22 protein-coding genes are annotated in these 25,220 nt (G+C 65.1%); 11 read left to right on the forward strand and 11 right to left on the reverse strand.

Annotated features, from left to right (window positions below):
- Positions 1-198 precede the first annotated feature (198 nt).
- The gene (locus B0G62_RS23135; protein WP_103706542.1) at positions 199-1,200 is read right to left on the reverse strand and encodes a LysR family transcriptional regulator; all 1,002 of its coding nucleotides are present in this window, start codon (positions 1,198-1,200) and stop codon (positions 199-201) included.
- Between the two features lie 269 nt (positions 1,201-1,469).
- Between B0G62_RS23135 and B0G62_RS23140 the strand changes: the two genes are divergently transcribed.
- From B0G62_RS23140 to B0G62_RS23150, 3 genes are all read left to right on the forward strand, one after another.
- Positions 1,470-3,686 (forward strand): FUSC family protein, encoded by a 2,217-nt coding sequence (locus B0G62_RS23140; protein ID WP_103706543.1) that lies wholly within the window; start codon positions 1,470-1,472, stop codon positions 3,684-3,686.
- 169 nt (positions 3,687-3,855) lie between these two features.
- Positions 3,856-4,074 carry a hypothetical protein gene (locus tag B0G62_RS23145; RefSeq protein ID WP_103706544.1) on the forward strand — a complete coding sequence of 73 codons (219 nt, stop codon included), beginning with the start codon at positions 3,856-3,858 and terminating at the stop codon, positions 4,072-4,074.
- 184 nt (positions 4,075-4,258) lie between these two features.
- Positions 4,259-5,791, forward strand: coding sequence for an acetyl-CoA hydrolase/transferase family protein (locus tag B0G62_RS23150; RefSeq protein ID WP_103706545.1), 1,533 nt, complete (start codon positions 4,259-4,261; stop codon positions 5,789-5,791).
- A gap of 82 nt (positions 5,792-5,873) precedes the next feature.
- On the opposite strand, the gene B0G62_RS23155 is transcribed toward B0G62_RS23150, so the two are convergent.
- Positions 5,874-6,125 carry a GlsB/YeaQ/YmgE family stress response membrane protein gene (locus tag B0G62_RS23155; protein ID WP_103706546.1) on the reverse strand — a complete coding sequence of 84 codons (252 nt, stop codon included), beginning with the start codon at positions 6,123-6,125 and terminating at the stop codon, positions 5,874-5,876.
- 175 nt (positions 6,126-6,300) lie between these two features.
- Positions 6,301-7,008, reverse strand: coding sequence for an MgtC/SapB family protein (locus B0G62_RS23160; protein WP_103706547.1), 708 nt, complete (start codon positions 7,006-7,008; stop codon positions 6,301-6,303).
- Positions 7,009-7,231: 223 nt separating this feature from the next.
- Between B0G62_RS23160 and B0G62_RS23165 the strand changes: the two genes are divergently transcribed.
- From B0G62_RS23165 to B0G62_RS23190, 6 genes are all read left to right on the forward strand, one after another.
- Entirely contained in the window at positions 7,232-8,296 is a 1,065-nt protein-coding gene (locus tag B0G62_RS23165) for a LysR family transcriptional regulator (protein ID WP_103706648.1), read from the forward strand.
- A gap of 267 nt (positions 8,297-8,563) precedes the next feature.
- A complete protein-coding gene (locus B0G62_RS23170; RefSeq protein WP_103706548.1) occupies positions 8,564-11,761 on the forward strand; it encodes an efflux RND transporter permease subunit in 3,198 nt (1,065 codons plus the stop codon).
- Between the two features lie 55 nt (positions 11,762-11,816).
- Entirely contained in the window at positions 11,817-13,055 is a 1,239-nt protein-coding gene (locus B0G62_RS23175) for an efflux RND transporter periplasmic adaptor subunit (protein WP_103706549.1), read from the forward strand.
- 5 nt (positions 13,056-13,060) lie between these two features.
- Positions 13,061-14,617, forward strand: a complete 1,557-nt coding sequence (locus tag B0G62_RS23180; protein ID WP_244193343.1) for an efflux transporter outer membrane subunit — start codon at positions 13,061-13,063, stop codon at positions 14,615-14,617.
- A gap of 59 nt (positions 14,618-14,676) precedes the next feature.
- Positions 14,677-15,366, forward strand: a complete 690-nt coding sequence (locus tag B0G62_RS23185; protein ID WP_103706550.1) for a heavy metal response regulator transcription factor — start codon at positions 14,677-14,679, stop codon at positions 15,364-15,366.
- Positions 15,363-16,811, forward strand: coding sequence for a heavy metal sensor histidine kinase (locus B0G62_RS23190; protein WP_103706551.1), 1,449 nt, complete (start codon positions 15,363-15,365; stop codon positions 16,809-16,811). The genes B0G62_RS23185 and B0G62_RS23190 overlap by 4 nt, the downstream gene beginning before the upstream one ends.
- Before the next feature lie 12 nt (positions 16,812-16,823).
- Here B0G62_RS23190 and B0G62_RS23195 read toward each other — a convergent pair whose 3' ends face one another.
- Together B0G62_RS23195 and B0G62_RS23200 are read right to left on the reverse strand one after the other, a co-directional pair.
- Entirely contained in the window at positions 16,824-17,921 is a 1,098-nt protein-coding gene (locus B0G62_RS23195) for an AI-2E family transporter (RefSeq protein WP_103706552.1), read from the reverse strand.
- A gap of 114 nt (positions 17,922-18,035) precedes the next feature.
- A complete protein-coding gene (locus B0G62_RS23200) occupies positions 18,036-19,193 on the reverse strand; it encodes a metallophosphoesterase (protein ID WP_103706553.1) in 1,158 nt (385 codons plus the stop codon).
- A 414-nt stretch (positions 19,194-19,607) separates the two neighbouring features.
- On the opposite strand from B0G62_RS23200, the gene B0G62_RS23205 reads away from it, so the two are divergent.
- Both B0G62_RS23205 and B0G62_RS23210 read left to right on the forward strand, forming a co-directional pair.
- Positions 19,608-19,931 (forward strand): hypothetical protein, encoded by a 324-nt coding sequence (locus B0G62_RS23205; protein WP_103706554.1) that lies wholly within the window; start codon positions 19,608-19,610, stop codon positions 19,929-19,931.
- A gap of 76 nt (positions 19,932-20,007) precedes the next feature.
- Positions 20,008-20,607 (forward strand): alpha-ketoglutarate-dependent dioxygenase AlkB family protein, encoded by a 600-nt coding sequence (locus B0G62_RS23210; RefSeq protein WP_103706650.1) that lies wholly within the window; start codon positions 20,008-20,010, stop codon positions 20,605-20,607.
- A 94-nt stretch (positions 20,608-20,701) separates the two neighbouring features.
- Here B0G62_RS23210 and mdcH read toward each other — a convergent pair whose 3' ends face one another.
- From mdcH to B0G62_RS23240, 6 genes are read right to left on the reverse strand one after another with little or no spacing between them, the layout of a single operon-like run.
- Positions 20,702-21,637, reverse strand: a complete 936-nt coding sequence (mdcH, locus tag B0G62_RS23215; protein ID WP_103706555.1) for a malonate decarboxylase subunit epsilon — start codon at positions 21,635-21,637, stop codon at positions 20,702-20,704.
- Entirely contained in the window at positions 21,634-22,311 is a 678-nt protein-coding gene (locus B0G62_RS23220; RefSeq protein WP_103706556.1) for a malonate decarboxylase holo-ACP synthase, read from the reverse strand. The genes mdcH and B0G62_RS23220 overlap by 4 nt, the downstream gene beginning before the upstream one ends.
- A complete protein-coding gene (mdcE, locus tag B0G62_RS23225) occupies positions 22,311-23,126 on the reverse strand; it encodes a biotin-independent malonate decarboxylase subunit gamma (RefSeq protein ID WP_103706557.1) in 816 nt (271 codons plus the stop codon). Before mdcE ends, B0G62_RS23220 begins: the two co-directional genes overlap by 1 nt.
- Positions 23,123-24,007, reverse strand: coding sequence for a biotin-independent malonate decarboxylase subunit beta (locus B0G62_RS23230; protein ID WP_103706558.1), 885 nt, complete (start codon positions 24,005-24,007; stop codon positions 23,123-23,125). The genes mdcE and B0G62_RS23230 overlap by 4 nt, the downstream gene beginning before the upstream one ends.
- Positions 24,004-24,309 (reverse strand): malonate decarboxylase subunit delta, encoded by a 306-nt coding sequence (locus tag B0G62_RS23235; protein WP_103706559.1) that lies wholly within the window; start codon positions 24,307-24,309, stop codon positions 24,004-24,006. Before B0G62_RS23235 ends, B0G62_RS23230 begins: the two co-directional genes overlap by 4 nt.
- Positions 24,297-25,220, reverse strand: a complete 924-nt coding sequence (locus B0G62_RS23240) for a triphosphoribosyl-dephospho-CoA synthase (protein WP_103706560.1) — start codon at positions 25,218-25,220, stop codon at positions 24,297-24,299. Before B0G62_RS23240 ends, B0G62_RS23235 begins: the two co-directional genes overlap by 13 nt.

Below are 25,220 nucleotides of genomic sequence, written 5' to 3' on the forward strand. Positions count from 1 at the left end.
GTGAAAGTAGGTAATCGTCAGGCTCCTTATGCAGTGCGTCCAGAACCCCGGCCTCTCCCAGTGAGAGCCGGGGTTCTGGCGTTTCGGCGCGTGAATCGCACACATCGTACGCGCCAGAGCCAAAAACAAGGCAAACAAAAAGCCGTCCCAGGGGACGGCTTTTTGCATTCAAATCGCCAGCCGACTCACCAGCGCAACTCAGTGCGCCAGATTCTGTTCCCCACCAGGTAAAACCTGCGGCGCCAACGCTGCCGCATCGGCGAGCTGCTCCTGCGTGAGCTCTTCGAGCAGCGCCATATCGCGCGCAATCACTTGCGGAAGATGCGCACGCAAAAATTCCACCCACGTCTTCGTTTTTGCATCGACGAATTTGCGCGACGGATACAGCGCATACACATTGCTCTTCTGCAGGATGTGCTGCGGCAGCACACGCACCAGCGTGCCGTTACGCAGCCCCTCGATCGCCGCATACACCGGCAACGTGCCGATGCCCATGCCCTCGCGAATCGCTACTGCAAGCGATTCGGCGATATTCACCTGAACCGGACCGTCCACGTGCATCTCGACGTTGCCGTCCGGACCTTCCAGCATCCATTCATGCGCATCCGACGTCGGCGTCTTGAGAATCAGGCAGTCGTGATGAGCCAGATCGGCGGGCGTGCGCGGTGCGCCGTGCGTATGCACATACGCGGGCGAGGCGCACAGGATGCTGCACGTCGAACCGAGCTGATGCGAAACGAGATCCGAATTCGGCAACGAAGCTGCCGTCACCACCGACACATCGCTGCTGCCTTCGAATAGATCCGGCAAGCGTTGCGAAAGCGTCAGCTCGACGGTGACTTCGGGATGCAAAGCGCGATAGCGCGAGATCGCCGGCAGCACATATTGCTGGCCAATACTCGCAAAGCTATGCATGCGCAACGCGCCCACGGGACGCTCGTGAGCGCAACTGGCTTCTTCTTCCGCGCTGTCGACGTCCGCGAGAATCTGCCCGCAGCGTTTCAGATACCGTTCGCCGGCGGGTGTCAGCGCGAGCCGCCGCGTCGAACGGTTGAGCAAACGCGTGCGCAGATGCGCTTCCAGTTCCGACACCGCGCGCGACATGGCGCCCGTCGTCGAATCGAGCGATTGGGCGGCGGCCGTGAAACTACCGGCTTCGACGACGCGGACGAACACCCGCATGTTTTGTAGCGTATCCATCAGACCTTCTTTAAGAACTTCTTGTTTGGCACGAAAACGATATTGTCCGCCTCGCGGGCCCTTGCATTGTTGAGCGATCTGGAACGGACGTTCCTTCCTCGTCCCGTTAATTCGCTTTATTGACGCTCCTACAATCGGCGCTTTGTCGGTCCAGGTTTGCGCTTGAGCGCTTGCCTGGATCCCAACCGGAGCAGACGGCCTGCCCTGGCAGCGTCTTTCTCCGTGATCGTCGTAATCGTCGTAAGAACCCCGAGCGTAGTGCGTTTTCCATGAACCGGCAGCCAGCGATCCATCGTGCGAGCGACCCGCGTCGTCGCGCCGAAATCATTTGGCGTGCCGCGCGGCGCGCCCTGCGCGACTGGCAGGCCACGCACGGTGCAATCTGGCTGCATCTGCTCAAGACGGTGACGGCGGGATTGCTGGCGATGGGCATTGCGATGCTGCTGGACCTGCCGCAGCCGCGCATTGCGATGACCACCGTGTTCGTGTTGATGCAGCCGCTCTCCGGCATGGTGTTCGCGAAGAGCGTGTACCGCATCGTGGGCACGGCGGTCGGGATGGTCGCGGCGGTGGTGCTGGGGGCCGTGTTCATCCAGCAGCCCGAGCTTTATATCGCCGGGATGACGGTGTGGGTCGCCGCCTGTACGGCGGCTGCCATGCGGAATCGGCATTTTCGTTGGTACGCGTTCGTGCTGGCCGGTTATACCGCTGCGCTGATCGGCATTCCCCTCGTGATGCAGCCCAATGACCTGTTTCTCGCCGCGCTTGGGCGTGGGGCCGAAGTGGCCGTGGGGATCTTGTGCTCCGGTGTCGTCAGCGCCGTTATCGTGCCTCGGCAATCGGGCTCGGTACTCGAACGCACCTTGCGCACACGATATCTCGATTTTACTTCCTTCGCCGCGCGCGTGCTGTCCGGCGGCCTTGAAAGGGACGCATTCGAAGGGCGATTTGCGAAGCTCGTCGATGAAATCGTCGGCTTCGAGGCCACGCGTGCTTTCTCGTTTTTCGAAGACCCGACGATGCGTTCGCGCAGCCAGTTGCTCGCCCGTCTGAACGGCGAGTTCATGGATGCCAGCGCACGGTTGCACGCGTTGCGTCAGTTGAGAAAGCGTCTGCGCTGGAGCGACGCTTCCATCGCGCCGCTGGCCCCTTATTTCAGCGAGCTTGCGGCGCTGCTGGCCCAGCGGCCGAGCCTGAAGGAGTCGGATCGCGCCTACGCCTTGCGTCTCGCGCAGGATCTCGAATCGTTCCAGCGCACGCTGCCGCGCCACGTGCGCGAGACCCGCCGACCGCTTGAAACCGCACCGCCCGACACGCTACAGGACTTCGACACCTCCGCCGAACTGATCTACCGCTTCACGGCCGAAATCGCCCGCTACAGCCGCACCTGGGCGTCGCTGACCCAGGCGGGCCTGCCGCCCGAGCCGCGCGTCACGCGTTACGTGCCGCGCACCAGCTGGTATGTGGTGGCGTTCACCTTCATGCGTACGGCCGTGGTGGTCGCGGCCGTGGGCTGGTTCTGGGTCGAGACCGACTGGCCGAGCGGCGGACTCGCGATGATCGCCGCCGCGCTCGCCTGCGCGCTCACGTCGTCGGCGCCGCGCGCGACGCGCATGGCCTTCCAGATGGCGGCGGGCGCGGGCTGCGCGGCGGTCGTCGGCTATCTGCTGATGTGCTACGTCTATCCGAACGTCGACGGCTTCCCGCTGCTTTGCGCGGCGCTGGCGCCGGCGCTTGCCCTGGGTGCGTTTTTCGCGACGCGCCCGCGCATCGCCGGCTTCGGGGTCGGGTTCTCGGTGTTCCTGTGCCTGCTCGCGGGGCCGGACAACGTGATTGCCTACGCTCCCGATCTGCTGATCAATAACGGCATCGCCGTGGTTGCGGCGATGGTTGTGGCCGCACTCGCGTTCTCGGTGGTGTTTCCGCCGCACATGGGCTGGCTCGTCGAGCGCATGTGCGCCGCGTTGCGCGGGCAGGTCGTGCTCGCCTGCCGCGGCGACCTTTCCGGCATCGGGCAGCACTTCCAGTCGGGCGCGCATGACCTGATGCATCAATTGCGGCTGCTGCTCAATGGCCGCAAGCAGGCGCACCGGCGCGCGCTGCGCTGGATGCTGGTGACGCTCGAAGTCGGACATGCCGTCATCGACCTGCGCCACGACGCCCAAGCCGCCGCATGGCTCGCCGATACCGACAGCCGATGGCGCCAGGCGCTCGAACGCGTGCTCGCCGACATCGCCCGCCTGTTCGAGCAGCCCGACGCCGCGCAGCTCGATCGTGCGCTCCAGGCCGTGCGTACAGCCACCTGGATCGCTCAAGAGGCGCTTCCGCATGTCCACCACGACCGCGAGCGCCGCCACGACGTACAGCGGCTTCTGAGTCATCTCCACTTCATCCGCAGCGCGCTGATCGACCGCGACGCGCCGCTCGGCGCGCATGCGCGTCAGGCTCGCCGCCGCCGCCGCGCGCTGCGTCTGCGCCTGTCCTGAAGCGGTGCGAAGGGGTGCAAACGGGCGCAAAGAGCCGTAAACCGGGCGCCTGCGTGATCTTGCCGCAGTCTGGAAATATGCCTTCCACCCCGGCTCCTTAATCAATCCAGGCCCCGGTCATATAGTGACATCACTGCTTCGGCAGTACCCGTTAGCACTGGAGAGTGAAATGAAGTCCCTGAAGATCGCTGTTGTTGCCTGTTCCATGTTTGCCGCCGCCGCTGCTTATGCACAGAACGACGCAACGGCAGCGGGCGTCCCCGAGCAGGTCGCCCAAAGCACAGCACAGCCTGCTGCTCAAGCGCCCGCGCACCGTGAAATGACGCCGGCAAAGAAAGACGAATGCGTCGGACCTGCCAGCTTCTGCAACATTTATTTCGGTAGCTGAGATCGAGTAACCGCCGCCATGTGCCGGCGCAAGCTTGAAATTCATGCCGCGGCGCCTTCCTGTGAGGCCCTGCGGCTTTTGCGCATTCCGGCTGCAAGACTGTATTGCGAAGCCGTCATGCAAAGCCGCCAAAGCGAGACCTGAAAATGGGCACTTGGCGATCAGAGAGTTTGTGGAGACTTTGATGTACGAAGACCGTATCCGTTGTGCCGCTCTGCGCGGGAAGATCACGTCGGCTGCCGAGGCAGCTCAACTCGTGCGCAATGGCATGCGCGTGGGCGCCAGCGGCTTCACGCGCGCGGGCGACACGAAGGCCGTGCCGATCGAATTGGCGCGCCGCGCGCGCGAAGAGAAGGAACCGCTGCGCATCACGCTGATGACGGGCGCCTCGCTCGGCCACGACGTAGACCGCATGTTGACCGAAGCGGGCGTGCTCGAACGCCGCCTGCCGTTCCAGGTGGACACCACGCTGCGCAAGGCAATCAATCGCGGCGAAGTCATGTTCGTGGACCAGCATCTCTCCGAGACGGTCGAGATGTTGCGCGCGAACCTGCTTGGCAAGCTCGACCTCGCGATCATCGAGGCCGCGGCGATCACGGAGACGGGCGCCATCGTCCCCACGACTTCGGTTGGCAATTCGGCGAGCTTCGCGATTCTCGCGGAGAAAGTGATCGTCGAAATCAACCTCGCGCAGCCGCTCGGTCTCGAAGGCTTGCACGACGTCTGGATTCCGGGCCGCCGTCCGCATCGCGATCCGCTGCCCATCGTGCGCGTAAACGACCGGGTCGGCACCCAGGCGATCGAGATTCCGCCCGAGAAGATCGCGGCCATCGTCATCACCAACGAACCGGACAGCCCCTCGACCGTGCTGCCCGCCGACGAGGAAACCGCGCGCATCGCGGGTCACCTCATCGATTTCCTCCAGCATGAAGTGAAGCATGGCCGCATGAGCGCGCAACTGCCGCCGCTGCAGGCCGGCATCGGCACGATCGCGAACGCGGTGCTGTCGGGCTTCGTCGATTCGCCGTTCGAAGCGCTCACGATGTACTCGGAAGTGCTGCAGGACTCCACCTTCGACCTGATCGATGCGGGCAAGATGGTGTTCGCCTCGGGCGCGTCGATGACGCTCTCCGCGTCGCGCCAGGCCCAGGTGCTCGCCGAGCTCGACCGCTATCGCGACAAGCTCGTGCTGCGTCCGCAGGAGGTGAGCAACCATCCGGAAGTGATTCGCCGCCTCGGTCTGATCGCGCTGAACACGGCGCTCGAATGCGACATCTACGGCAACGTGAACTCCACCCACGTGGGCGGCACGCACATGATGAACGGCATCGGCGGCTCGGGCGACTTCGCGCGCAACGCGTCGTGCGCGATCTTCGCGACCAAGGCGATCGCCAAGGACGGCAAGATCTCCAGCATCGTGCCGATGGTGCCGCACGTCGACCACAACGAGCACGATGTCGACGTGATCGTGACCGAGCAGGGTCTCGCCGATCTGCGCGGTCTTGCGCCGCGCGAGCGCGCGACGCTCATCATCGAGCACTGCGTGCATCCGCTCTATCGCGATCTGCTGCGCGACTACTACAAGGACGCGCAGAAGATCGGCGGTCAGACGCCGCACAACCTCGCCCGTGCGTACGAGATGCATCTGCGCTTCAACGAGACTGGCTCGATGTTGCCGGGCGCACCGGACGCAGGCGAACTCGTCGCGAACGCTTAAGCGTCAAATCTGACGTTCAGGCATAAAAAAACGGGAGCGCCGTCGCCGGTGCTCCCGTTTTTATTTGTCCGCAGCCGTGGCGCTACGCCCTGCGGAACATCCGGATGACGAACAGCAGAATGACCGCGCCGATGATGGCGGTGATGATCGAGCTGATGATGCCGGTGCCGATCTGGATGTGGAGCAAGCCGGCAAGCCAGCCGCCGATGAACGCGCCCACGATCCCGACGATGATATCGACGATCAATCCAAAGCCGCCGCCCTTGACGAGAACGCCTGCGAGCCAGCCAGCGATGGCGCCGATGATGAGCCAGGCGATGATGCCGTGTTCCATATAGAAGACTCCCCTCGTTGGTGTGAATTAATCACGGTGAACTGGAGCTTAGTCGAAGGGCGGGATCGAGTCCACGAAACGCGGCCAGAATTGACAGTTCTTGAAATCCGTTGCGCACTGTTTCAATTAGTGCAACGAGAGTGAAATGAATTCGTAAGGAATGCGAGTTTTTACGTCACTCAGGCGAGACTTCCGTTTCCACTGCCATCCAGCTTACGCTGGAGACGCTTTTTTCCATGCTGAGGCGGCTCGCCATCAGTTCGAGCTTGGACTGATATTTCGGATGCAGGCGCATGGTGGCCGTCACGCGCAGGCGTTGCGGATCGCCCGGCAGGTCTTCGCTCGTGAGGCTCTGGAACGAGAGCGGCGTGGAATACATCGAGTTCGAGAGCACGGTGCGAATATGGATTTCGTCCTCTTCGCGGCATACGACCGTCAGCTCGTAGACGCGCACGAGATCGGCGTTCGAGACGGGCGACTGGTTGATGATGCGGCTCACCTCGCGCAGCACGGTGTTGGTGAGCAGCACAACCGCCGTGCCCGCGACGGCCGGGACGTAGTGACCCGCGCCGCACAGCACGCCCACGGCGGCCGAGCACCAGAGCGTGGCGGCGGTGTTGATGCCCTGGATGGAGCCTTTGTCGCGCATGATCACGCCGCCGCCCAGGAAGCCCACGCCCGACACCACATAGGCCGCGATCTGCGTGACGCCGCTGGTGCCGTTGCCCGTCAATACGCCGAGCGTGACGAACAGGCACGCGCCGCTCGCGACGAGCGTGATGGTGCGCAGGCCCGCCGTGCGCTGACGCATCTGGCGTTCCAGTCCGATGGCGACGCCGCAGGCGAACGCCGCGAGCAGTCGCAACGCGAATTCGTAAGTCATCGTTCTGTCATGAAAAGCGGCCGCAGGGATGCCTCGCAACGCTTGCCGCGCGGGCGATTCGCCCTGAAGGGGCGCGGTGGATCATACGCGGGACAAGGCGGCTCGCCAAGCTGACAAGCCTGCCATTTGGAAGTCAGCATGTGGCCACGGCCTCCAGGCGAGACTGGCGCCATTCAGAATGAATCACGCCGGGAAGAGCAAAGACGATGCAGAGGAGCCGCTGATGGACACGTTACGCAACATGCGTATTTTCGTAAGAGTGGTGGAGTCGGGCAGTTTCACGCGCGCCGCCACTAACGAAGCGATGACGACGGCGCAGGTCTCGCGCGCCGTTACCGATCTCGAATCGCGGCTGCGCACGCGCCTCCTGAACCGCACTACCCGGCGCATGTCGCTAACCGAGGCGGGCGAGCGCTATCTGCAAAGCTGCAAGCGCATTCTTGCCGACATCGAACAGGCGGAGGCCGAGGCCGCCGCTGCGCACGCGAATCCGGCGGGCAAGCTGCGCGTCTACGGCGGCACGAGTTTCGGCCAGCACTACGTAATGCCGTTGATCGCGCGTTATCAGCAGCATCTGCCCGATGTCTCCGTTGACCTGACGATCGCGCAGGAGATGCCCGACATCATCGAGGAAGGCTTCGATGTGGCCGTGGTGGTGGCCACCGAGCTAGAGGATTCCGCACTGATCTCGCAGCAACTGGGCAGTACCGCCGCCATCCTGTGCGCATCGCCCGACTACCTGCGCGCGCGCGGCGTGCCGCAGTCGTTCGACGATCTGGATATGCATACCTGCCTGCATCTCACCGATGCAAGCCTGCCGGCCGGCCAGTGGGTCTCCGAAGGCCCGCACGGCGAAACTTTCCGCCATACCGGCGTCACGCCCTTTCAGGTGAATAACCCCGAAGCGCTTGCGCTCGCGATCCGTGAAGGCATGGGCATCGGGCCGCTGCCGGTGCCGGTCGCGCTGCCGGGTCTCGCCGATGGTTCGCTCGTACGCGTCTTGCCCACGCATCGTTTGCAGACGCTCAACATCTACGCGCTCTATGCGTCGCGCCGCTACCTGGACGCGAAGATCCGCACCTTCGTCGAGTTTTTGCGTGAGAAGGTGCCGCTCGTACTCACCGAGCAGGAGAGCGCGCTCGCGACCTGCAATGTGCCGTCGCGACGCAGCACGACTGCGCCGCTGCGCGAGGCACACCCGTTGCACACGGCTTCGCACGCCAAATCGCGGGCGAAAACCGAGAAGCACGACAAGCACGAGGTAGAGCATCTGCGCCTCGTCAACTAGGCGCTCATCCAGTAAGCACAAACAGAAAAATACGCGCGCGTCACGCGCAGGGAGCGGTGCGTCCGACGTTTGCGAACGATCGGCAAAGGCGCGCCACACAAGCCGCGTATTCGCGGCTCGCCGTGGCTGACAATTTCGCCATATTCGCGCCAGCAACCTGCCACCGCGATTGCCTATGATGCGGCACCGTTTGATCGATGCGCGATGCGTATTTAAGGCGCGTATTTCCTCTCGTCCGATTTCGTCTGATTTACCCGAAACCGCCTCATGTGGATAGTTAACCTCGCGCTGAAGCGGCCATACACGTTTATCGTGATGGCCATCATGATCGTGCTGGCCACGCCGTTCGTGCTGATGTCGATGGCCACCGACGTGTTGCCGAACATCAACATTCCGGTCATCAGCATCATCTGGTCGTACACGGGCTTTTCCGCACAGGACATGGCCCAACGCATCACCTCGGTCAACGAGCGCAGCCTCACGACCACGGTGAGCAATATCGAGCACATCGAATCGCAGTCGCTGCCCGGCATCGCCATCATCAAGCTGTTCCTGCAACCGGGCGCGAGCCTGCAAACCGCCATCGCCCAGGCTGTCGCGTCGGAGCAGGCGCAGCTCAAGCAGATGCCGCCGGGCGCGACGCCGCCGCTCGTCATCAGCTATTCGGCGTCGAGCATTCCAGTGATCCAGCTCGGGCTGTCGAGTAAATCGATGAGCGAGCAGGCGCTCGCCGACATCGCCCTGAACTTCCTGCGCCCGCAGCTCATCACGATTCCGGGCGCGCAGGTGCCGTATCCCTACGGCGGCAAGTCGCGCGTGATTTCCGTCGATATCGACACGCGCTCGCTCATTTCCAGGGGCCTCACGCCCGCCGATATTGTCAATGCGGTCAATGCGCAGAACCTGATTCTGCCGACCGGCACGGCCAAACTCGGCCAGACCGAATACCGCGTGGACACCAATGCGTCGCCCGACACGATCGCGGGTCTCAATCGCATTCCCGTGCAGACGGTCAATGGCGCGACCACTTATCTGGGCGACGTCGCGCACGTGCGCGACGGCTTCACGCCGCAAACCAACGTCGTGCGTCAGGACGGCCAGCGCGGCGTGCTGATGTCAGTTCTCAAGAGCGGCGATGCGTCCACGCTGCAGGTGGTGGGCAAGCTCAAGAGCCTGCTGCCGCAGGTGCGCGAGACGCTGCCCCAGGACCTGGTGATCCAGCCGCTGTTCGACCAGTCGATCTTCGTGTCGGCGGCGGTGCAGGGCGTCGTGCGCGAAGCGCTGGTCGCCGCCGCCCTCACGGCCGCCATGATCCTGCTTTTTCTGGGCAACTGGCGCAGCACGCTCATCATCGCGGTGTCGATTCCACTGTCGATTCTGGCGTCGATCATCACGCTCTACGCGCTGGGCGAAACGATCAACATCATGACGCTGGGGGGGCTCGCGCTCGCCGTGGGCATTCTGGTTGACGACGCAACGGTCACGATCGAAAACATCGAACGGCACCTGCACCTGGGCGCGGATCTGCACGACGGCATTCTTGAAGGCGCGGGCGAAATCGCGGTGCCGGCGTTCGTTTCGACGCTCTGTATCTGTATCGTGTTCGTGCCGATGTTCTTCCTCACGGGCGTGGCGCGCTTCCTGTTCGTGCCGCTCGCGGAAGCCGTGGTGTTCGCGATGATCGCCTCGTACGTGCTCTCGCGTACGCTCGTGCCGACGCTCGCGATGCTGCTGTTCACGGGCCACGATCCGGCGACGCATCCGAAGAAAGGCGCACGCGTGTCGATGTTCGCGCGCGTGCATGAGAGTTTCAATCATGGGTTCGAGCGCGTGCGCGCCAACTACATCGCGCTCCTGAGCGTTCTGCTCGCGCGGCGGCGTTTCTTTGGCGTGTCGTTCCTGTCGTTCTGCCTGCTCTCGCTGGGACTCGTGTTTTTCCTCGGGCGCGACTTCTTTCCCACCGTCGATGCAGGCAATATCCGCCTGCATATGCGCGCGCCCACGGGCTATCGTATCGAGGAAACCGCGCGTCTGGCCGATGAAGTCGAACGCACGATCCGCACGGTCGTGCCCGCCGACCAGCTCGCGACGATCGTGGACAACCTGGGTCTGCCATATAGCGGCATCAACCTCTCGTACAGCAACTCGGGCACGATGGGGACGCTCGACGGCGAAATCCAGATCGCGCTCAAGCCCGACCACGATCCTTCGCACATCTATATCGACAAGCTGCGCACGGTCTTGCCGCAGCGCTTTCCGGGCGTGGAATTCTTCTTCCAGCCTGCCGACATCATCACGCAGATTCTCAACTTCGGTCAGCCCGCGGCCATCGACGTGCAGGTGGTCAGTTCCGACCTTGGCAAGAACATGACGCTCGCCAGCACGCTGCTCAAGCAGGTGCGTCAACTGCCGGGCGCGGTCGATGCGCATATCGAACAGCGCAACGACGAACCCGCGCTGATGCTGGCGATGGACCGCTCGCGCATGCAGCAATTGAATCTGAGCCCGCAAAACGTGGCCCAGGATGTGCTGGTCGCGCTTTCGGGCAGTTCGCAAACGTCGCCCGCGTTCTGGGTGAACCCGCAAAACGGCGTGGAATATCCGCTTGCCGTGCAGACGCCGCAATACCGCGAAGCTTCGCTTAACGAAGTAATGGGCACGCCGGTATCCGCGCGTGCCGGCAACCCTGGTGCGCCGCTGCAACTCGTGAGCAATCTCGTGCAGCTCAGGCCGCACACCGGCCCCGCGCTCGTCACGCACTACAACATCCGTCCCGTGATCGATCTGCTCGTGAGCGTGGAGGGCAGCGACCTCGGCTCGGTGGGTGCGCAGATCGACGATCTCATCAAGCAGGCGCAGGCTCATGCGCCGCGCGGCACCACCATCGTCATGCGCGGCCAGATCGACACGATGCGTTCCTCGTTCATCGGGCTGGGCGTGGGGATTGCGGTGGCGGTGGTGCTCGTCTATCTGCTGATCGTCGTGAATTTCCAGTCGTGGGCCGACCCGCTCATCATCATCAGCGCATTGCCGGCGGCGCTCGCCGGCATCGCGTGGATGCTGTTCATCACCGGCACGCACCTGAGCGTGCCCGCCTTGACGGGCGCGATCATGACCGTGGGCGTGGCCACCGCCAATAGTATTCTGGTGGTGTCGTTCGCGCGTCAGCGTCTGACCGCCGGCGCGACGCCGCTTGCCGCCGCACTGGAAGCGGGCGCGACGCGGATTCGCCCGGTGCTGATGACCGCCTTCGCGATGATGATCGGCATGGTGCCGATGGCGCTGGGTCTGGGCGAGGGCGCGGAGCAGAACGCGCCGCTCGGACGTGCGGTGATCGGTGGACTGCTGTTCGCGACCGTTTCCACGCTGTTGTTCGTACCGCTAATGTTCGCGACCGTCCACTCGCGACTCGCCCGCCGTGCCGAAGCAAAGCACGCGCGCGGCGCGCAGCGGGATAACCGGTGACGCGCACACTCAGGCAAACGCTACGCAAACGCTTACGAAATTCCTGGTTGAAGACATGAACGAACCTCACCACCATTCTTCCCTCGACATCTCCGTGGCCGGCGATCAGGGTCTCGATCTGCCCGCGCGCGCCCAGGCGGGCCGCCGGGCGCGCCTCGCGGTGATCGTGGTCGCCTTGCTGCTGGCGGCGGGCGCGGCCCGCACGATCGTCTCGAACGTGCTCAACTCGCACAATCTCGCCGATGTCACGAAGCAGAACGCGAAACAGTACGTGAGCGTCGTGCAGCCGACGCCGGCGGGCGCGGACGGCCGCATCGTGCTGCCGGGCACGCTGCGCGGCTACGTGCAAGCGCCGATCTACTCGCGCGCGAACGGCTATGTGCTCAAGTGGTACGCCGATATCGGCACACACGTTCAGCAAGGCCAGTTGCTCGCCGAAATCGACACGCCCGAAATCGACCAGGAACTCGCGCAGGCGCAGGCTCAGCGCGATCAGTCGGCCTCCACGCTCTCGCTTGCCAAGACGTCGTTCGATCGTGCGCAGCAGTTGCGCCAGCGCGATGCGGTCTCGCAGCAGGAACTCGACGACCGTCAGGGCGCCTATAACCAGGGCGTGGCGAACCTCGCCGCCGCCGACGCCAACGTGCGGCGTCTTCAGCAGACCAAATCATTCCAGCGCATCGTCGCGCCCATCACGGGCGTGATTACGCAACGCAACGTCGATATCGGCGATCTGGTCAATGCGGGCAACGGCGGCGCGGGCCGCGCGCTGTTCGCGATTGCGCAGTCCGATCCGCTGCGTCTCTATCTGGACGTGCCGCAGACCTACGCATCGCAAGTGGCCGTGGGCCAGCATGTGAGCGTGAGCGAGCAGGAACTGCCCGGCGTCGTCTTCGACGGTACGGTGACGCGCACCGCACAGGCCATCGATGTCGCCACGCGCACGCTTCAGGTGGAAATCTCGCTGCCCAATCACGATGGCAAGCTGCTGCCAGGCGCTTATGTGCAAGCGGCGCTGCAGACCGATTCGAAGGGACTCCTGACGGTTCCCGGCAACACGCTGCTGTTCCGCGCGGAAGGTCCGCGCCTGGCCGTGGTGGACGCCAACGGCAAGATCAAGCTCAAGGCCGTGGAAATCGCCCAGGATCTCGGTCAGACGCTCGAAATCAGCCATGGGCTCGATCCGGGCGATCGCGTCGTGCTCAATCCGGGCGATTCGATCGCCGATGGCGACAGTGTCGTCGTGGTCGCGCCGCAGAAGGGCGCGGCTTCCGCGCCGCGAGGTACGACGTGAGGGCCGTGCATTTTCCGTGGTTTCCGTTGCAATGCACGCGCGCTACGCTGCTTGCGAGCGCGGTGGCGAGCCTTGCCGCGTGCACGGTCGGCCCCGACTATCATGCGCCGCAAACGACCAGCCCGGCCGCATGGCGAGTCGATCCCGCCGACGCCTACTGGCACGCCGCGCAGCCCTCGCATGCGCCGCTCGATCCGCAGTGGTGGAAGGTGTTCGGCAATACGGAGCTAAACGGCCTGGAAGACGAGGCGCTGGCGGAAAACCAGACGTTGCGCGTCGCCGCCGCGCACTATGCGCAAGCCCGCGCGACGCTGGGTTCGGTGTCGTCGCAGCAGGCGCCGCAGGTGTCGCTCGACGGCTCGATCGCGCGCGAGCGCGTCTCGGCGAATCGCCCGCAGACGACCTACGTGACGCCCAATATGTCGACCGTGCAGAACGACATCAAGGTCGGGCCGACCGTCAGCTACGAGCTGGACCTGTTCGGACGCATCCGGCGCATGGTGGAGTCGGCGCAGGCCTCGGCGCAGGAAGCGGGCGACGATCTCGCCAACGCGCGCCTCGTGCTGAGCGCCGAACTCGCGACCGACTATTTCGCGCTGCGCGAACTCGACGATGAAATCGACGTGGTCAATCGCTCGGTGGCGCTGCAACAGAAGGCGCTCGATTTCGTCAACGCGCAGCACGACCTGGGCGCGGTATCGGGATTGACGTTGTTGCAGCAGAAGGCGCAACTCGACGCCACCAAGACCCAGGTGCATCTGCTCGAAAATCAACGTCAGCAGGACGAGCATGCGATCGCCGTGCTGATCGGCAAGCCCGCGCCGGAGTTCGCGCTCGCGCCGCAAGTCACGCCGTTGCCGACGCCCGCGCTGCCCACCGGTCTGCCCAGCGAACTGCTGCAACGCCGCCCCGACGTCGCCTCCGCCGAGCGCGCGATGGCCGCAGCCAACGCGCAGATCGGCGTGGCGCGCTCCGCGTATTTTCCGGACATCACGCTGTCGCCCACGCTGGGCTGGGAATCCACGCGCTTTAGCAATCTGTTTTCGGTGCCGAGCCTGATGTGGTCGCTAGGCGCGGGCGCGAGCGAAGTGCTGTTCGACGGTGGCAAGCGCGCGGCCGGCGTGGATTACGCACAGGCGGGCTACGAGTCGGCGCAGGCGTCGTACCGGCAGACCGTACTCACGGCGTTCCAGGAGGTGCAGAATGCGGTGACGGGCCTCTCGGTTCTGCAGAGCGCCTCGACGGACGGCCAGGCGGCCGTGGACGACGCACGTCAATCCTTCGATCTCGCCAACGACCGCTATCAGGGCGGCCTCGTCGCGTTCATCGACGTGCTCAACGCCGAGCAGACTTTGCTTGCCAGCGAGCGCACGGAGGTGCAGATTCACGGACAACAGGCGGCCACGGTGGTATATCTGGCTAAGGCGCTGGGCGGCGGCTGGAGCGCGGACGATCGCGCACTCGCGTGCAGCATGGGAACCTGTCGTGAAGTGCCGGCAAGCGGCGCGACGGGAGTAAAGGACTCGCAGGACACGCAGAACGCAGCGCCCGGACACGGTTGACGGCACGATAAATACGATTCGACGCGGCCCACGAAGCCGCGCGCGAAGTGGAGGGCAGCATGAAAGTACTGGTAATCGAAGACGAACGCAAAGTCGTTGACTATCTGCGCAGCGGCTTGAGCGAGCAGGGCTGGATCGTCGATGTGGCGATGGACGGCGAAGAGGGCGCGTGGATGGCCACGGAATACGATTTCGACGTGATCGTGCTCGACGTGATGCTGCCGAAGCTCGATGGCTTTGGCGTGCTGCGCGCGGTGCGCGCGAAAAAGGAAACGCCCGTCATCATGCTGACCGCGCGCGATCGCGTGGACGACCGCGTGCACGGTCTGCGCGACGGCGCCGACGACTATCTCACCAAGCCCTTTTCCTTCCTCGAACTGGTCGAGCGTCTGCGCGCGCTGACACGCCGCGCGCGCGCCCAGGAATCGACGCTCATTTCCGTGGGCGATCTGCAAGTCGATCTGATCAGCCGCCGCGCGACGCGTGACGGCGTGCGCCTCGATCTCACGGCGAAGGAGTTTCAGTTGCTTTCGGTGCTGGCGCGGCGTCGCGGCGAGATTCTTTCGAAGACGCTCATCACCGAACTGGTCTGGGACGTGAATTTCGAAAGCAACGCCAACGTGGTGGAAACCGCCATCAAACGGCTGCGCGCGAAGCTCGACGGCCCGCACGCGGCGAAGCTGCTGCACACGATCCGCGGGATGGGCTACGTGCTCGAAGTGCGGGAGGATGGAGGCGCGCTGTCATGAAGCGCTCGATTTCGCTGCGGCTGTCCACGATGTTCGCGGCGGTGTCGCTGGTCGTTTTCACGCTCACCGGCACGGGGCTCTTTCTGTTGATGCAGAGGCAGCTTTTCAACGAGTTGCGCGAAACGCTCGACACGCGTGCGCGCATTGCCGCCCTGATCGTTTCGCACGCGCCCGACGTCAAGAAATGGGCCTTCGTGCAGGAAAAACTGCGCGATCTCTCGCCCGCCGACAGCCGCATGCATTACTACGTGGAGGGCCCCGATCCGCGCTTTCGCTTCGGTGCGCCCATTGTGGGCAAGATCACGGGCGACGTTGGCCCGAATCATCAACTCGTGCGCCCGCCCGGCTGTACTTACGACGTGATCGTGACGAGCATCGTCGTCCCCGCGAGCGGCGATCGTCCCGAAGTCACGCTCGTCGTGTCGAGCGACTGCGTGCGCACCGAAAGCATGTTGAGGCGCTTCGGCATTGCGTTGGGCGTGCTGATCGCGCTGTCCACGATCGCGGTGGCGTTGCTCAGCCGCGCGGTGACGCGCTTTGGCCTCGCGCCGCTCACACGCCTTTCGCGCGAGGCGGCGCAACTGAGTCCGTCGAACCGGCGTCAGCGCCTGCATTCGGGTGAATTGCCGGAAGAACTGCACGAACTGGCCACGTCGTTCAACGGCGCGCTGGAACGCCTGGACAAAGCCTATGAGCGGCTCGAATCGTTCAACGCGGATGTCGCGCACGAATTGCGCACGCCCGTGAGCATCCTGATCGGCCAGACCCAGGTGGCGCTCACGCGCGATCGCTCCGTCGAGCAATTGCAGCAGACGATGCAATCGAATCTTGAGGAATTCGAACGATTGCGCGTGATCGTCAACGACATGCTGTTCCTCTCGCGCAGCGATCGCGGCGAGCGCGCGAGCGATCTCGCGGAGGTCTCGTTGCGTGGCGAAGTCGAGCGCATGCTGGAGTTCCTGGACATGCCGCTCGAAGAGGCGCAACTGCGGGTGGAGGTGCAGGGCGATGCGCGGGCGTGGGTCAATACCTCGCTGATCGGCCGCGCGGTAAGCAATCTGTTTGTGAATGCGATCCAGCATTCGCGGCCGGGCACGGTCTTGCAGGCGACCATCGCGCCGCAGGACGGGCACGTTGAGGTTGCCGTATCGAATCCGGGCGAACCGCTTGATCCAGAGGTGCGCGAGCATATCTTCGACCGCTTTTACCGCATTCAGGAAGCGCGCTCGAATAGCCACGAGAATCACGGTCTTGGGCTATCCATCGTCAAGGCGGTCGCCGAAATGCACGGTGGCGACGTGTTCGTACGGAGTGCCAATGGTATCAATACGTTCGGATTTTCGGTGTCAGCGCAGGGTGGCGCGGTTGCGGGCGCGAACACCCCGGTCGTGTCCGAACCGCCGCGTCAGGGGCGCGCGGGCTTGCCGCTGCACGTTTCCTCCTGAGCGTGCGCTGCGTCAGACCGGATCGTCGTCCTGCCCGGGCGCGGCCACGCCATCGCCGCGATTATGCTGGTCGCGCCGCAGCAGATCCCAACTGCTGATAAAGAGCGCGGCAATCAGCGGCCCGATCACAAAGCCATTGATGCCGATGAGCGAAATCCCGCCCAGCGTGGAAATCAGCACGACCCAGTCGGGCAGGCGCGTATCCTTGCCGACCAGCACCGGGCGCAGCACGTTATCGACGGTGCCGATCACGAGTGTGCCGAAGAGCGCGAGCCCGATGCCCTTGACGAGCGCGCCCGTCGAAATGAAGTAGATCGCCACCGGCAGCCACACCAGAGCCGCACCGACGGCGGGCAGCAGCGAAAGCAGCATCATCACGAAGCCCCACAGCAGCGCGCCCTGAATGCCGACCACCCAGAGCGCGATGCCGCCCAGCGTTCCCTGCACGACCGCCACTACCACGTTGCCCTTCACCGTCGCGCGGATCACGGTGGTGAACTTGCGGATCAGGTGCTGCTTGTGCGACTCGTCGAGCGGAATCGCATCGCGGATCAGACGCGAGATTTCGCGGCCATCGCGCACGAGGAAAAAGAACAAATAGAGCATCACGCAGAAGCTCACCACGAACTGCACGGTATTCTGGCCCAGACTGAGCGCGCGCGTGGCGACGAACTGGCTGATCTGGGCCGCGCCCGCCGAAAGACGCTGTTGCAGACCGGGCAGGTCCATGAGGTCGTAACGTGCGAGAACGTTCTGGATCGACTGCGGCAGCGCATGCACGATCTGGCTGAAAAACGCGCCGAAGTCGAGACTGCCGGCGCGCACCTGAGCGTACGCGTAGCCCACTTGCTGGATCAGCGTGCCGGCCACCAGCGTGAGCGGAAAGATCACGATCACAAGACAGATGGCGAGCGTGATGAACGCGGCCAGATTGCGCCGCCGCCCAAGGCGCGCGACGATGCGGCGCTGCACGGGCTGGAAGATCAGCGCGAGTATCGCGCCCCACAGCACGGTGCTGAAAAACGGCGCGAGCACGAAGCACAGCGCAATGGAAACGACGAATAGCAGCAGGTAAAAGGCGGCTTGATGAAGAGGCTTGTTGCCGTCCATGAGCGATGGATTCCTGTGGGTCCGGGCAAGGACTAGTCAGAGCATGATAGCGGCTTTACGAATGCCGGCAGGCGAAGCCGCCAGCGGTGCGATTTCGATGCGCACACAACAAAATCAATGCGCGCCCACCAGACGCACGCGCGTGATCTCCGAAGGCGCGCCCAGACGCTTGGGCGGCCCCCAGTAGCCGGTGCCGCGGCTCGTGTAGACCCACAGGCTGCCGAGCTTTTCGAGCCCCGCTGTGAACGGCTGTTGCAGCCGCACCATGAAATTCCACGGGAAAATCTGGCCACCGTGCGTGTGGCCGGACAGTTGCAGCGTATAGCCCGCATCGGCGGCGGCGTGGGCCGTGCGCGGCTGATGCGCGAGCAGCACGCGCGTGTTCACGTCGTCGGGCGCGCCGCGCAATGCACCTTGCGGATCGCTGCGGTGCGAGGGATCGAAATGGCCAGCCGTGTAGTCGGTGACGCCCGCGAGCACGAGCCGCGCGCCATCGTGTTCGATGACCACGTGCTGATTCATCAGCACGGTCAAGCCGATGCGGCGGAACTCGGCGACCCATGCGTCGGCGCCCGAATAATATTCGTGATTGCCGGTGACCAGATACACGCCGTGCTGCGCGGCAAGCCGCCCGAGCGGCGCCGTGTGATTCGACAGATGCTGCACGCTGCCGTCGACCACATCGCCGGTGATGGCCACCACGTCGGCGTCAAGCTGGTTCACGGCGCGCACGATCGCCTCGACGTAGTCATGCTTGATCGTCGGGCCGACGTGAATGTCGCTGAGCTGCACGATCGTGAAGCCGTCGAGCGCGGCGGGCAGATTGCGGATCGGCACTTCGACGTTGCGCACGGGCGCGCGCCGCCGCGCGTTGAAAAAGCCGACGCCGCTCGAACAGAATGCGAGCACAACGACCGCGGCCGCGCTGCCGATGCGCCAGTGCGCAAGATCCGCGATGCCGGGCCAGAGCGATTCGACCGTCATGAGCGAGGCCAGCACGAGATCGCGCACGATCGTGAGCATCAGCAGCGACGAAAAGAAGCCCATCGCCAGCATGCCGATCCAGGCGAGGCGGTCGCCTAAAGGCTGACGCTCGAAGCGGCGCGCGAGCAGGCCGGGCGGAATCACGAGCACCGACAGCACGAGCCAGAGCGCCGCGATCCACTTGCCGGCGGCGGGCACGGGCAGATCGGGAATGAGCCGGAAGCCCACATAGATATGCAGCAGCACACCGATGGAAATGAAGCGGACCAGAAACGAAAGTCGGGGCATGGCAGGGGCGGGAACAAGGGAAGAGAAGAGCACGGCGGAAGGAGACACGCGCAATGCTGGTGTGCCGATGCGCGAATGAGTCAGCGCGCGCGAGTCACGATGCATTCTAGCCACACCGCAGACTTCGTGCCGCAGGCGGGGAAGGCCGGGCGACGCTGGCAGGTCTGCGCCAGGTTTGCGCAGCGCGGCATTGCAACACGATTCAGCTTGCAGCGGCCTTGCGTGTGGCTTGCAGTGGGCTGCGCGCGAAGGGTGTCGCGCTGCGGCATAACCCTGGATTGCCAAAATGTGGGACGGGCCGCACTATTTTCCCGTGGGCGGTGCGCTATTAAACGTTCATTGAACCCGCGCCATCTGTGGACTATGCTCGAATCGAGGCCCGCGCGGTTTCGGGCGCTCTGGGGGAGACGGGTCATGAAAATCACCAGGCCGGCAGTGCAAGGGCTTCATGGTCGTCACGTCGGGCATGAGGGCAGCCACGTCATGCTGCCACTCATCGTTCTCTCGATCATGGCGATCGCGTTGTACTACGCCGTCAAGCAGGTCGATATCCTCGAAATCGGCCGCAGTGCGCTGTTCGATGTCGTGATGGTGTTCGTCGCGCTCGGTATCGCGGGGCTGTTTGGCGTGGCGGGCGGCTGGCTGCGCTCGCGTACCACCGAAGACGCGCCCGAGGGCTTCTGCTTCGTGGGCGCGTTGATCGGCGCCGTGGTGTTCTACATCGCGCTACTGACCTGACGACTCGACGCGCTGTACCGGAGGGAAGCGGTGAGCGTGCGACACTGCCGCTTTCGCCCTCATGCAAGCGTTTCCGATGTTCGATCTTTTCGACGACACCCCGCAACCCGACGTCGACTGGCATCCTTCGTGGCTCAAGCCCGCCGAAGCTGCCGCTTATCTCGCGCGCATCGTCGCCGAAACCGATTGGCGTCAGGAGCGCATCCGCACGCCCGGCGGCTGGGTCGATCAGCCGCGTCTGACCGCGTGGCAGGGCGACCCCGGCGCCGTCTATATCTACTCGGGCATCCGCAATGTGCCGCAGCCGTGGACCGCGGCCGTGGCCGAATTGCGCGACGCGATCGCCGCGCTCTGCAACGTGCGTTTTAACAGCGTGCTACTCAACCGCTATCGCGGCGGCACGGACAGCATGGGCTGGCACGCCGATCACGAACCCGAACTCGGCCCGGAGCCGGTCATCGCTTCACTGAGCCTGGGCGCGACGCGGCGTTTCGATCTGCGTCACACCGCGAGCGGCGTCACACGTTCGTTTGCGCTTTCGGGCGGCAGCCTGCTGGTGATGCGCGGCCAGACGCAGGCGCAATGGCGGCATCGGGTGCCGAAAGAACCCGCGATAAATGGGGAACGCGTCAATCTTACGTTTCGGGTGGTGAAGCCAGAATTGCGCAAGAAGTGAGCGAGTTGATAAAATTTGACGTCGATTTCGATGCACTTTCGAATTCGACTTTATGCGCATAAAAATCAAATTCAAAATTTAGCGCCACCACCCTTCAATCCTCGCCCAACCGCCGCCGCACCGTCGCGACCAGCCGGTCGAACTCAAGCGTCGATGCGCTCAATGCCGCCGTCTCGGGAAAGTGCTCACGCGCGATATCGGTCAGGACCTGGCCCGGCGGCGCTTCGACCAGAACCGTCGCGCCCGATTCGACCATGACCGTGAGCGCATCGAACCAGCGCACCGTATAACGCATATTGGTGGCCAGATCGGCGCGGATGGCGTCGCCGCTGTAAAGCGGACGCCCGCCGCGATTGTCGATATACACGCCCTCGGGGTCGCGAAACGGGATATCGCGCGACCAGGCCACGAGTCGTTCGGCGGCATCGGTCAATAGTTCGCAATGCGAAGGAACGGAAACTGCCAGCCGCTGCGCCTTGCGCGCGCCTGCCGCGAGCGAGCGCGCCGCGAAGGCTTGGAGCGCCGCGTCGGCGCCCGCCACGACGATCTGGCGCGGCGCGTTCACGTTGGCCACATAGACGCGTTCGCCGCCCTCCCGCGCATGCGCGGCGGCGAGCGTTTCGATCTGCGTTTCGCTGAGGCCGGAGACAGCCGCCAGACCATAGCCCGAAGGCCACGCGGATTCCATGAGTTCGGCGCGCTTGCGCACCATACGCAGGGCGTCGTCGAAGGCGAGCGCGCCGCAGCACACCGCGGCGGGATACGCACCCACGGACAGCCCCGCGCTGAACTGCGGCGCGAAGCCCGCATGTGCGAGCGCGCGCGCATGCGCGACGCCGGCGACCACCAGTCCGATCTGCACGGCAACGGTCGATTGCAAGGCCTCGGCGCTATCGAGCGTGAGCACGTCGGCGCCGAGTACGGCCGAGGCTTCGTCGAGCGTGGCGCGCACGACATCGTGTTCGGGCAGCCGATGCAAAAAGCCCGGGCTTTGCGCGCCCTGGCCGGGGAACAGGCAGGCGAGTGTCATGACGGTTGCCAGGGATCGGCGACGAGGCGCGCGCCGTCGATTGCGCGCGCGAGCACGCGCGGCTTGCCCGCCGCGAGTTCGGCGAGCGCGACGCCGCCCGAGGGCGTTTCGATCTGCGCATCGACACGCGTGCCGGCGTGCTGCGCGGCGCGCGCGAGCGTGTCGGCAAGCGCCTTGATCGTTGCCGCGTCGCAGCGCTTCGGCATGCGGATCAGCAAGTCGAGGTCGCTGGACGCGTTGATCGTGGGGACTTGCGTGGCGAGTTCGAAGCCCGCGCTGCCCGTTGGCCCCCACACGAATGCATTCAGTACGTCGGCCTCGTCGCGCAATGCCGCGAGCGCGACAAAAGCCGCAAACGCCGCGCGTTGCGCCAAAGGATCGACGTCACGCAGCGATTCGGGAGCAATGGACGATTCGATATCCTCAACATTGATCCACGTCCCGAAGCGCTGCGCACGCGTCTCGCCGCGCACGCCCGCCGCCACGAAGCCCAGCGCCGCCTCGGCACGCCGCACGACGGCGAAGGGCGCGCGCGCGAACGCATCGCGCACCCACGACGGCTCGCCGTCCACTGGCTCAAGCCGCGTGAGCCGCAACAGATCGTGTGGGCGCCAGCGCGTTGGATTGACGCGTGGCGCGTCGGCGGCAAACGGCGGGGCGGCGCACACGCGCATCAGGCCGCATCCCACTGCTGCGCGAGGCGCTTGCGCACCTCGATGGAAGCCGCGCGCGTGCGCTGCGCCGCTTCGCCTTGCAGCCGATGCGCGAGACCGCTCTTGTCGCCACGCGCCTCACGCACTTTCTGCGCGAGGACGTCGCGCACCTGGGCGATCTGCGCCTCGCTGGGCGCATCGGCATCGACACCATGGATCAATTCGTCCAGCAGACCGAGTTTCGCGAACGAGGCCATCGTGTACGACATCGGCACGATCTTTTCGCCCAGCGCGTCGAGATCATCCACGCTGCGACGCGTGACGCGCGCTGCCGCTTCCTTGCCCATCGCGTGCACCATCGTGCCCGGCGCGTCGAGCGCGATGATGCGGTTGGCCTGATAGCCGTGCGCGAGAAACGCGCCCGACATTGCAGGCCCGACGATCAGCGCGACGACCGGATGACCCGCCAGGCGTGCGCTTGCATAGGCATCGACACCGGCCGCGCAGGCCAGATGAATGCCCAGCATTTCCTCGCGAAAGCCGTAGGCCTGGCTCTTCACATCGACCACGGCGACGATCGGACGGCGCGTGCCGCTGGCGGCGTCTTCGGCCATTGCCGTGCGCACGGCCTCGGCCAGACGCCAGCCTTGTTCGAGGCCGACCACGTTGTCGCGCGCACGCGGGAAGCGGTTTTGCGCATCGGGCACGACCGCGATGAAACGCGCCGCCTCGCCGTCGAGCAGCGCGTCGGCATATTGCACGCAAGCGCCTTGCAGCTGGTCGCCTGCCAGCGCGCGCAGCCATTTCGCGCCCCGGCTCATCGTCGTATCGTTCATGCCTTTTCTCCGGGGATGGTCAGCGGCGACGCGGCGAAAACCTCGCGCATCGTTTCGGGTGTGACGCTCGCAGGATCGATCTGCGCGAGCCTGGCGAGCGTGGCTTCGACGCGCTCGCTGCGATGCGCGGCGGGCACGCCTTGCGCGAACGCGGCCTGCACGGCGGCGCGCACGTCATCCACGGCGTCATCGACGAGCGCATCGGCGAAACCCGTGCGCGCGCGTTGTTCGCCGCCGATCAGTTGCCACACGCGGCGGCGATCGCTCGCATCGAGTTCCTCGATGCCCGCCTCCTGCTCGATCACCTCGGGGCCGTTCATGCCCAGTCGCCCCTGCTTCGTCATCACGAGATACGAGCACAGCGCGGCGGCCAGCGACATCCCGCCAAAGCAGCCCACCATGCCCGCGATCACGCCGACCACGGGCACGTGACGGCGCAGCGCGACGATGGCCGCCTGGATCTCGGAGATGACGGCAAGGCCGAGATTGGCCTCCTGCAAACGCACGCCGCCCGTTTCGAACAGCACGACGGGACGCACGATCTTGCCGCGCTCGCAGTCGGCGAGCGCGAGTTCGAGCGCCGCCGCGATCTTGCTGCCCGACACCTCGCCGATGCTGCCGCCCTGGAACGCCGATTCGATGGCGCACACCACGGCGGGTTCGCCGTCGATGGTGCCGCGTGCGATCACCGCGCCGTCGTCGGCCTGGCAGACGATGCCCTGCAGCGGCAGCCACGGCGACTCGATGCGATCGAACGGCCCGAGCAGTTCGCGGAAACTACCTGGGTCGAGCAGGGCAGCCGCGCGTTCGCGCGCGCTCAGTTCGATAAAGCTTTCGCGCAGCAGTGCGCTCGGCGCGGTTGTATTCGGCAGTGCGCTCATGATTGCGCTCCATCTTGCGTTGCCTCTACCGCTTCTGCGAGGCGCAGCGCCACGACACCCGGCGTCGCGCCGAAGTCATTGATCTCGATGAGCGCGGCGCCGTCGTAGCGCGTGAAGAAGCGGTCCAGCACGCTCTTCCAGATGTGGCTGTAGCCGTCCACGCTCGTATGCACGACCACGCGCGCCTGCATGTCGGCGGCGGGCTGCAGCAGGACTTCGAGATCGCCCGAACCCACCACGCCCACATGGGCGCGCGTCGTCACGGCGCGCTGCGCCGGGTAGTCGAATGTCAGTTGTTCCATGAAAGCGTCCTTCCGCCGATGCGGTGCTGAACCAGTCTGTCGATGAAGAGCGTCGCGGCGAGCAGATCGGCCGCGCCGCCTGGCGAAGCGTTAAGCGCAAGCAGTGTGCGTTCGAGCGCGTCGAATGCAGCGCGGCCCGCGCGCGTGGCGATGCCGCCCGCGTCGCGCACGCGTTGCGCGCCGCTGCGCGCGGCCTCATGGCCCGCGAGCCCCGCGCGATGCAGGACACAGGTATCGTCGAGCGACGCCATGATGGCGAGCAGCGTATCCACGCGCGCGGTGGCTTCGTCGCGGCCCTGTGTGCGTGCGGCGTGCAGCGCGGGCAGACCGACGCGGATCACGTGCGGAAAGCCGTCCTGCGCCTCCTGCCGCGCACCGCCTACGCGATAGCGGGCGCGCACCCGCTCGCCATTGCTCGCCGGAGCGGGCGTGGCGAGCCGGTCGTCGAAGCGCGCGATCCGCGCGGCCGTATCCGCGACAGCGTTGGCATGCGCGAACGTGCTCGCATCGTCGGCGGGTGTGTGCATGATCGTTGCGCCCGCAACCAGAAGGCCGACGATCCAGATCGCGCCGCGATGCGCGTTGCTGCCGCCCGTGGCGCGCATCATGGCCGCTTCGCCGGCGCGGCCGATGCGCGCGAGGTCGGTGCGCAGCGCACCGCCTGGCGTCGCGCCGCGCGAGGCGCGCGCGAGCGCTTCGAACGTGGGTTCGAGCGCGTGGGCGGAACGCAGCATCGTCGTCAGATCGAGGTCAACGTGCGCGCCGCTGCCGCGCGCATCCACGAGCGCGGGCTTGGGCGTGAGGCGCGCTTCTTCGATCAGTGCGTCGCGGGCGAAGCGCGCCAGTTGCGCTTCGGGGCCAGGCGCGGCCTCGCGCGCGTACGGCGGCGCTTCCAGTACGAGGGTCTGCAT

This window comes from Paraburkholderia eburnea, from assembly GCF_002917095.1.
Taxonomy (GTDB): domain Bacteria; phylum Pseudomonadota; class Gammaproteobacteria; order Burkholderiales; family Burkholderiaceae; genus Paraburkholderia; species Paraburkholderia eburnea.

Coding starts and splice junctions, on each gene's coding strand:
- B0G62_RS23135 (WP_103706542.1), bottom strand. CDS start 1,200: ATGGATACGCTACAAAACATGCGGGTGTTCGTCCGCGTCGTCGAAGCC.
- B0G62_RS23140 (WP_103706543.1), top strand. CDS start 1,470: ATGAACCGGCAGCCAGCGATCCATCGTGCGAGCGACCCGCGTCGTCGC.
- B0G62_RS23145 (WP_103706544.1), top strand. CDS start 3,856: ATGAAGTCCCTGAAGATCGCTGTTGTTGCCTGTTCCATGTTTGCCGCC.
- B0G62_RS23150 (WP_103706545.1), top strand. CDS start 4,259: ATGTACGAAGACCGTATCCGTTGTGCCGCTCTGCGCGGGAAGATCACG.
- B0G62_RS23155 (WP_103706546.1), bottom strand. CDS start 6,125: ATGGAACACGGCATCATCGCCTGGCTCATCATCGGCGCCATCGCTGGC.
- B0G62_RS23160 (WP_103706547.1), bottom strand. CDS start 7,008: ATGACTTACGAATTCGCGTTGCGACTGCTCGCGGCGTTCGCCTGCGGC.
- B0G62_RS23165 (WP_103706648.1), top strand. CDS start 7,232: ATGGACACGTTACGCAACATGCGTATTTTCGTAAGAGTGGTGGAGTCG.
- B0G62_RS23170 (WP_103706548.1), top strand. CDS start 8,564: ATGTGGATAGTTAACCTCGCGCTGAAGCGGCCATACACGTTTATCGTG.
- B0G62_RS23175 (WP_103706549.1), top strand. CDS start 11,817: ATGAACGAACCTCACCACCATTCTTCCCTCGACATCTCCGTGGCCGGC.
- B0G62_RS23185 (WP_103706550.1), top strand. CDS start 14,677: ATGAAAGTACTGGTAATCGAAGACGAACGCAAAGTCGTTGACTATCTG.
- B0G62_RS23190 (WP_103706551.1), top strand. CDS start 15,363: ATGAAGCGCTCGATTTCGCTGCGGCTGTCCACGATGTTCGCGGCGGTG.
- B0G62_RS23195 (WP_103706552.1), bottom strand. CDS start 17,921: ATGGACGGCAACAAGCCTCTTCATCAAGCCGCCTTTTACCTGCTGCTA.
- B0G62_RS23200 (WP_103706553.1), bottom strand. CDS start 19,193: ATGCCCCGACTTTCGTTTCTGGTCCGCTTCATTTCCATCGGTGTGCTG.
- B0G62_RS23205 (WP_103706554.1), top strand. CDS start 19,608: ATGAAAATCACCAGGCCGGCAGTGCAAGGGCTTCATGGTCGTCACGTC.
- B0G62_RS23210 (WP_103706650.1), top strand. CDS start 20,008: ATGTTCGATCTTTTCGACGACACCCCGCAACCCGACGTCGACTGGCAT.
- mdcH (WP_103706555.1), bottom strand. CDS start 21,637: ATGACACTCGCCTGCCTGTTCCCCGGCCAGGGCGCGCAAAGCCCGGGC.
- B0G62_RS23220 (WP_103706556.1), bottom strand. CDS start 22,311: ATGCGCGTGTGCGCCGCCCCGCCGTTTGCCGCCGACGCGCCACGCGTC.
- mdcE (WP_103706557.1), bottom strand. CDS start 23,126: ATGAACGATACGACGATGAGCCGGGGCGCGAAATGGCTGCGCGCGCTG.
- B0G62_RS23230 (WP_103706558.1), bottom strand. CDS start 24,007: ATGAGCGCACTGCCGAATACAACCGCGCCGAGCGCACTGCTGCGCGAA.
- B0G62_RS23235 (WP_103706559.1), bottom strand. CDS start 24,309: ATGGAACAACTGACATTCGACTACCCGGCGCAGCGCGCCGTGACGACG.
- B0G62_RS23240 (WP_103706560.1), bottom strand. CDS start 25,220: ATGCAGACCCTCGTACTGGAAGCGCCGCCGTACGCGCGCGAGGCCGCG.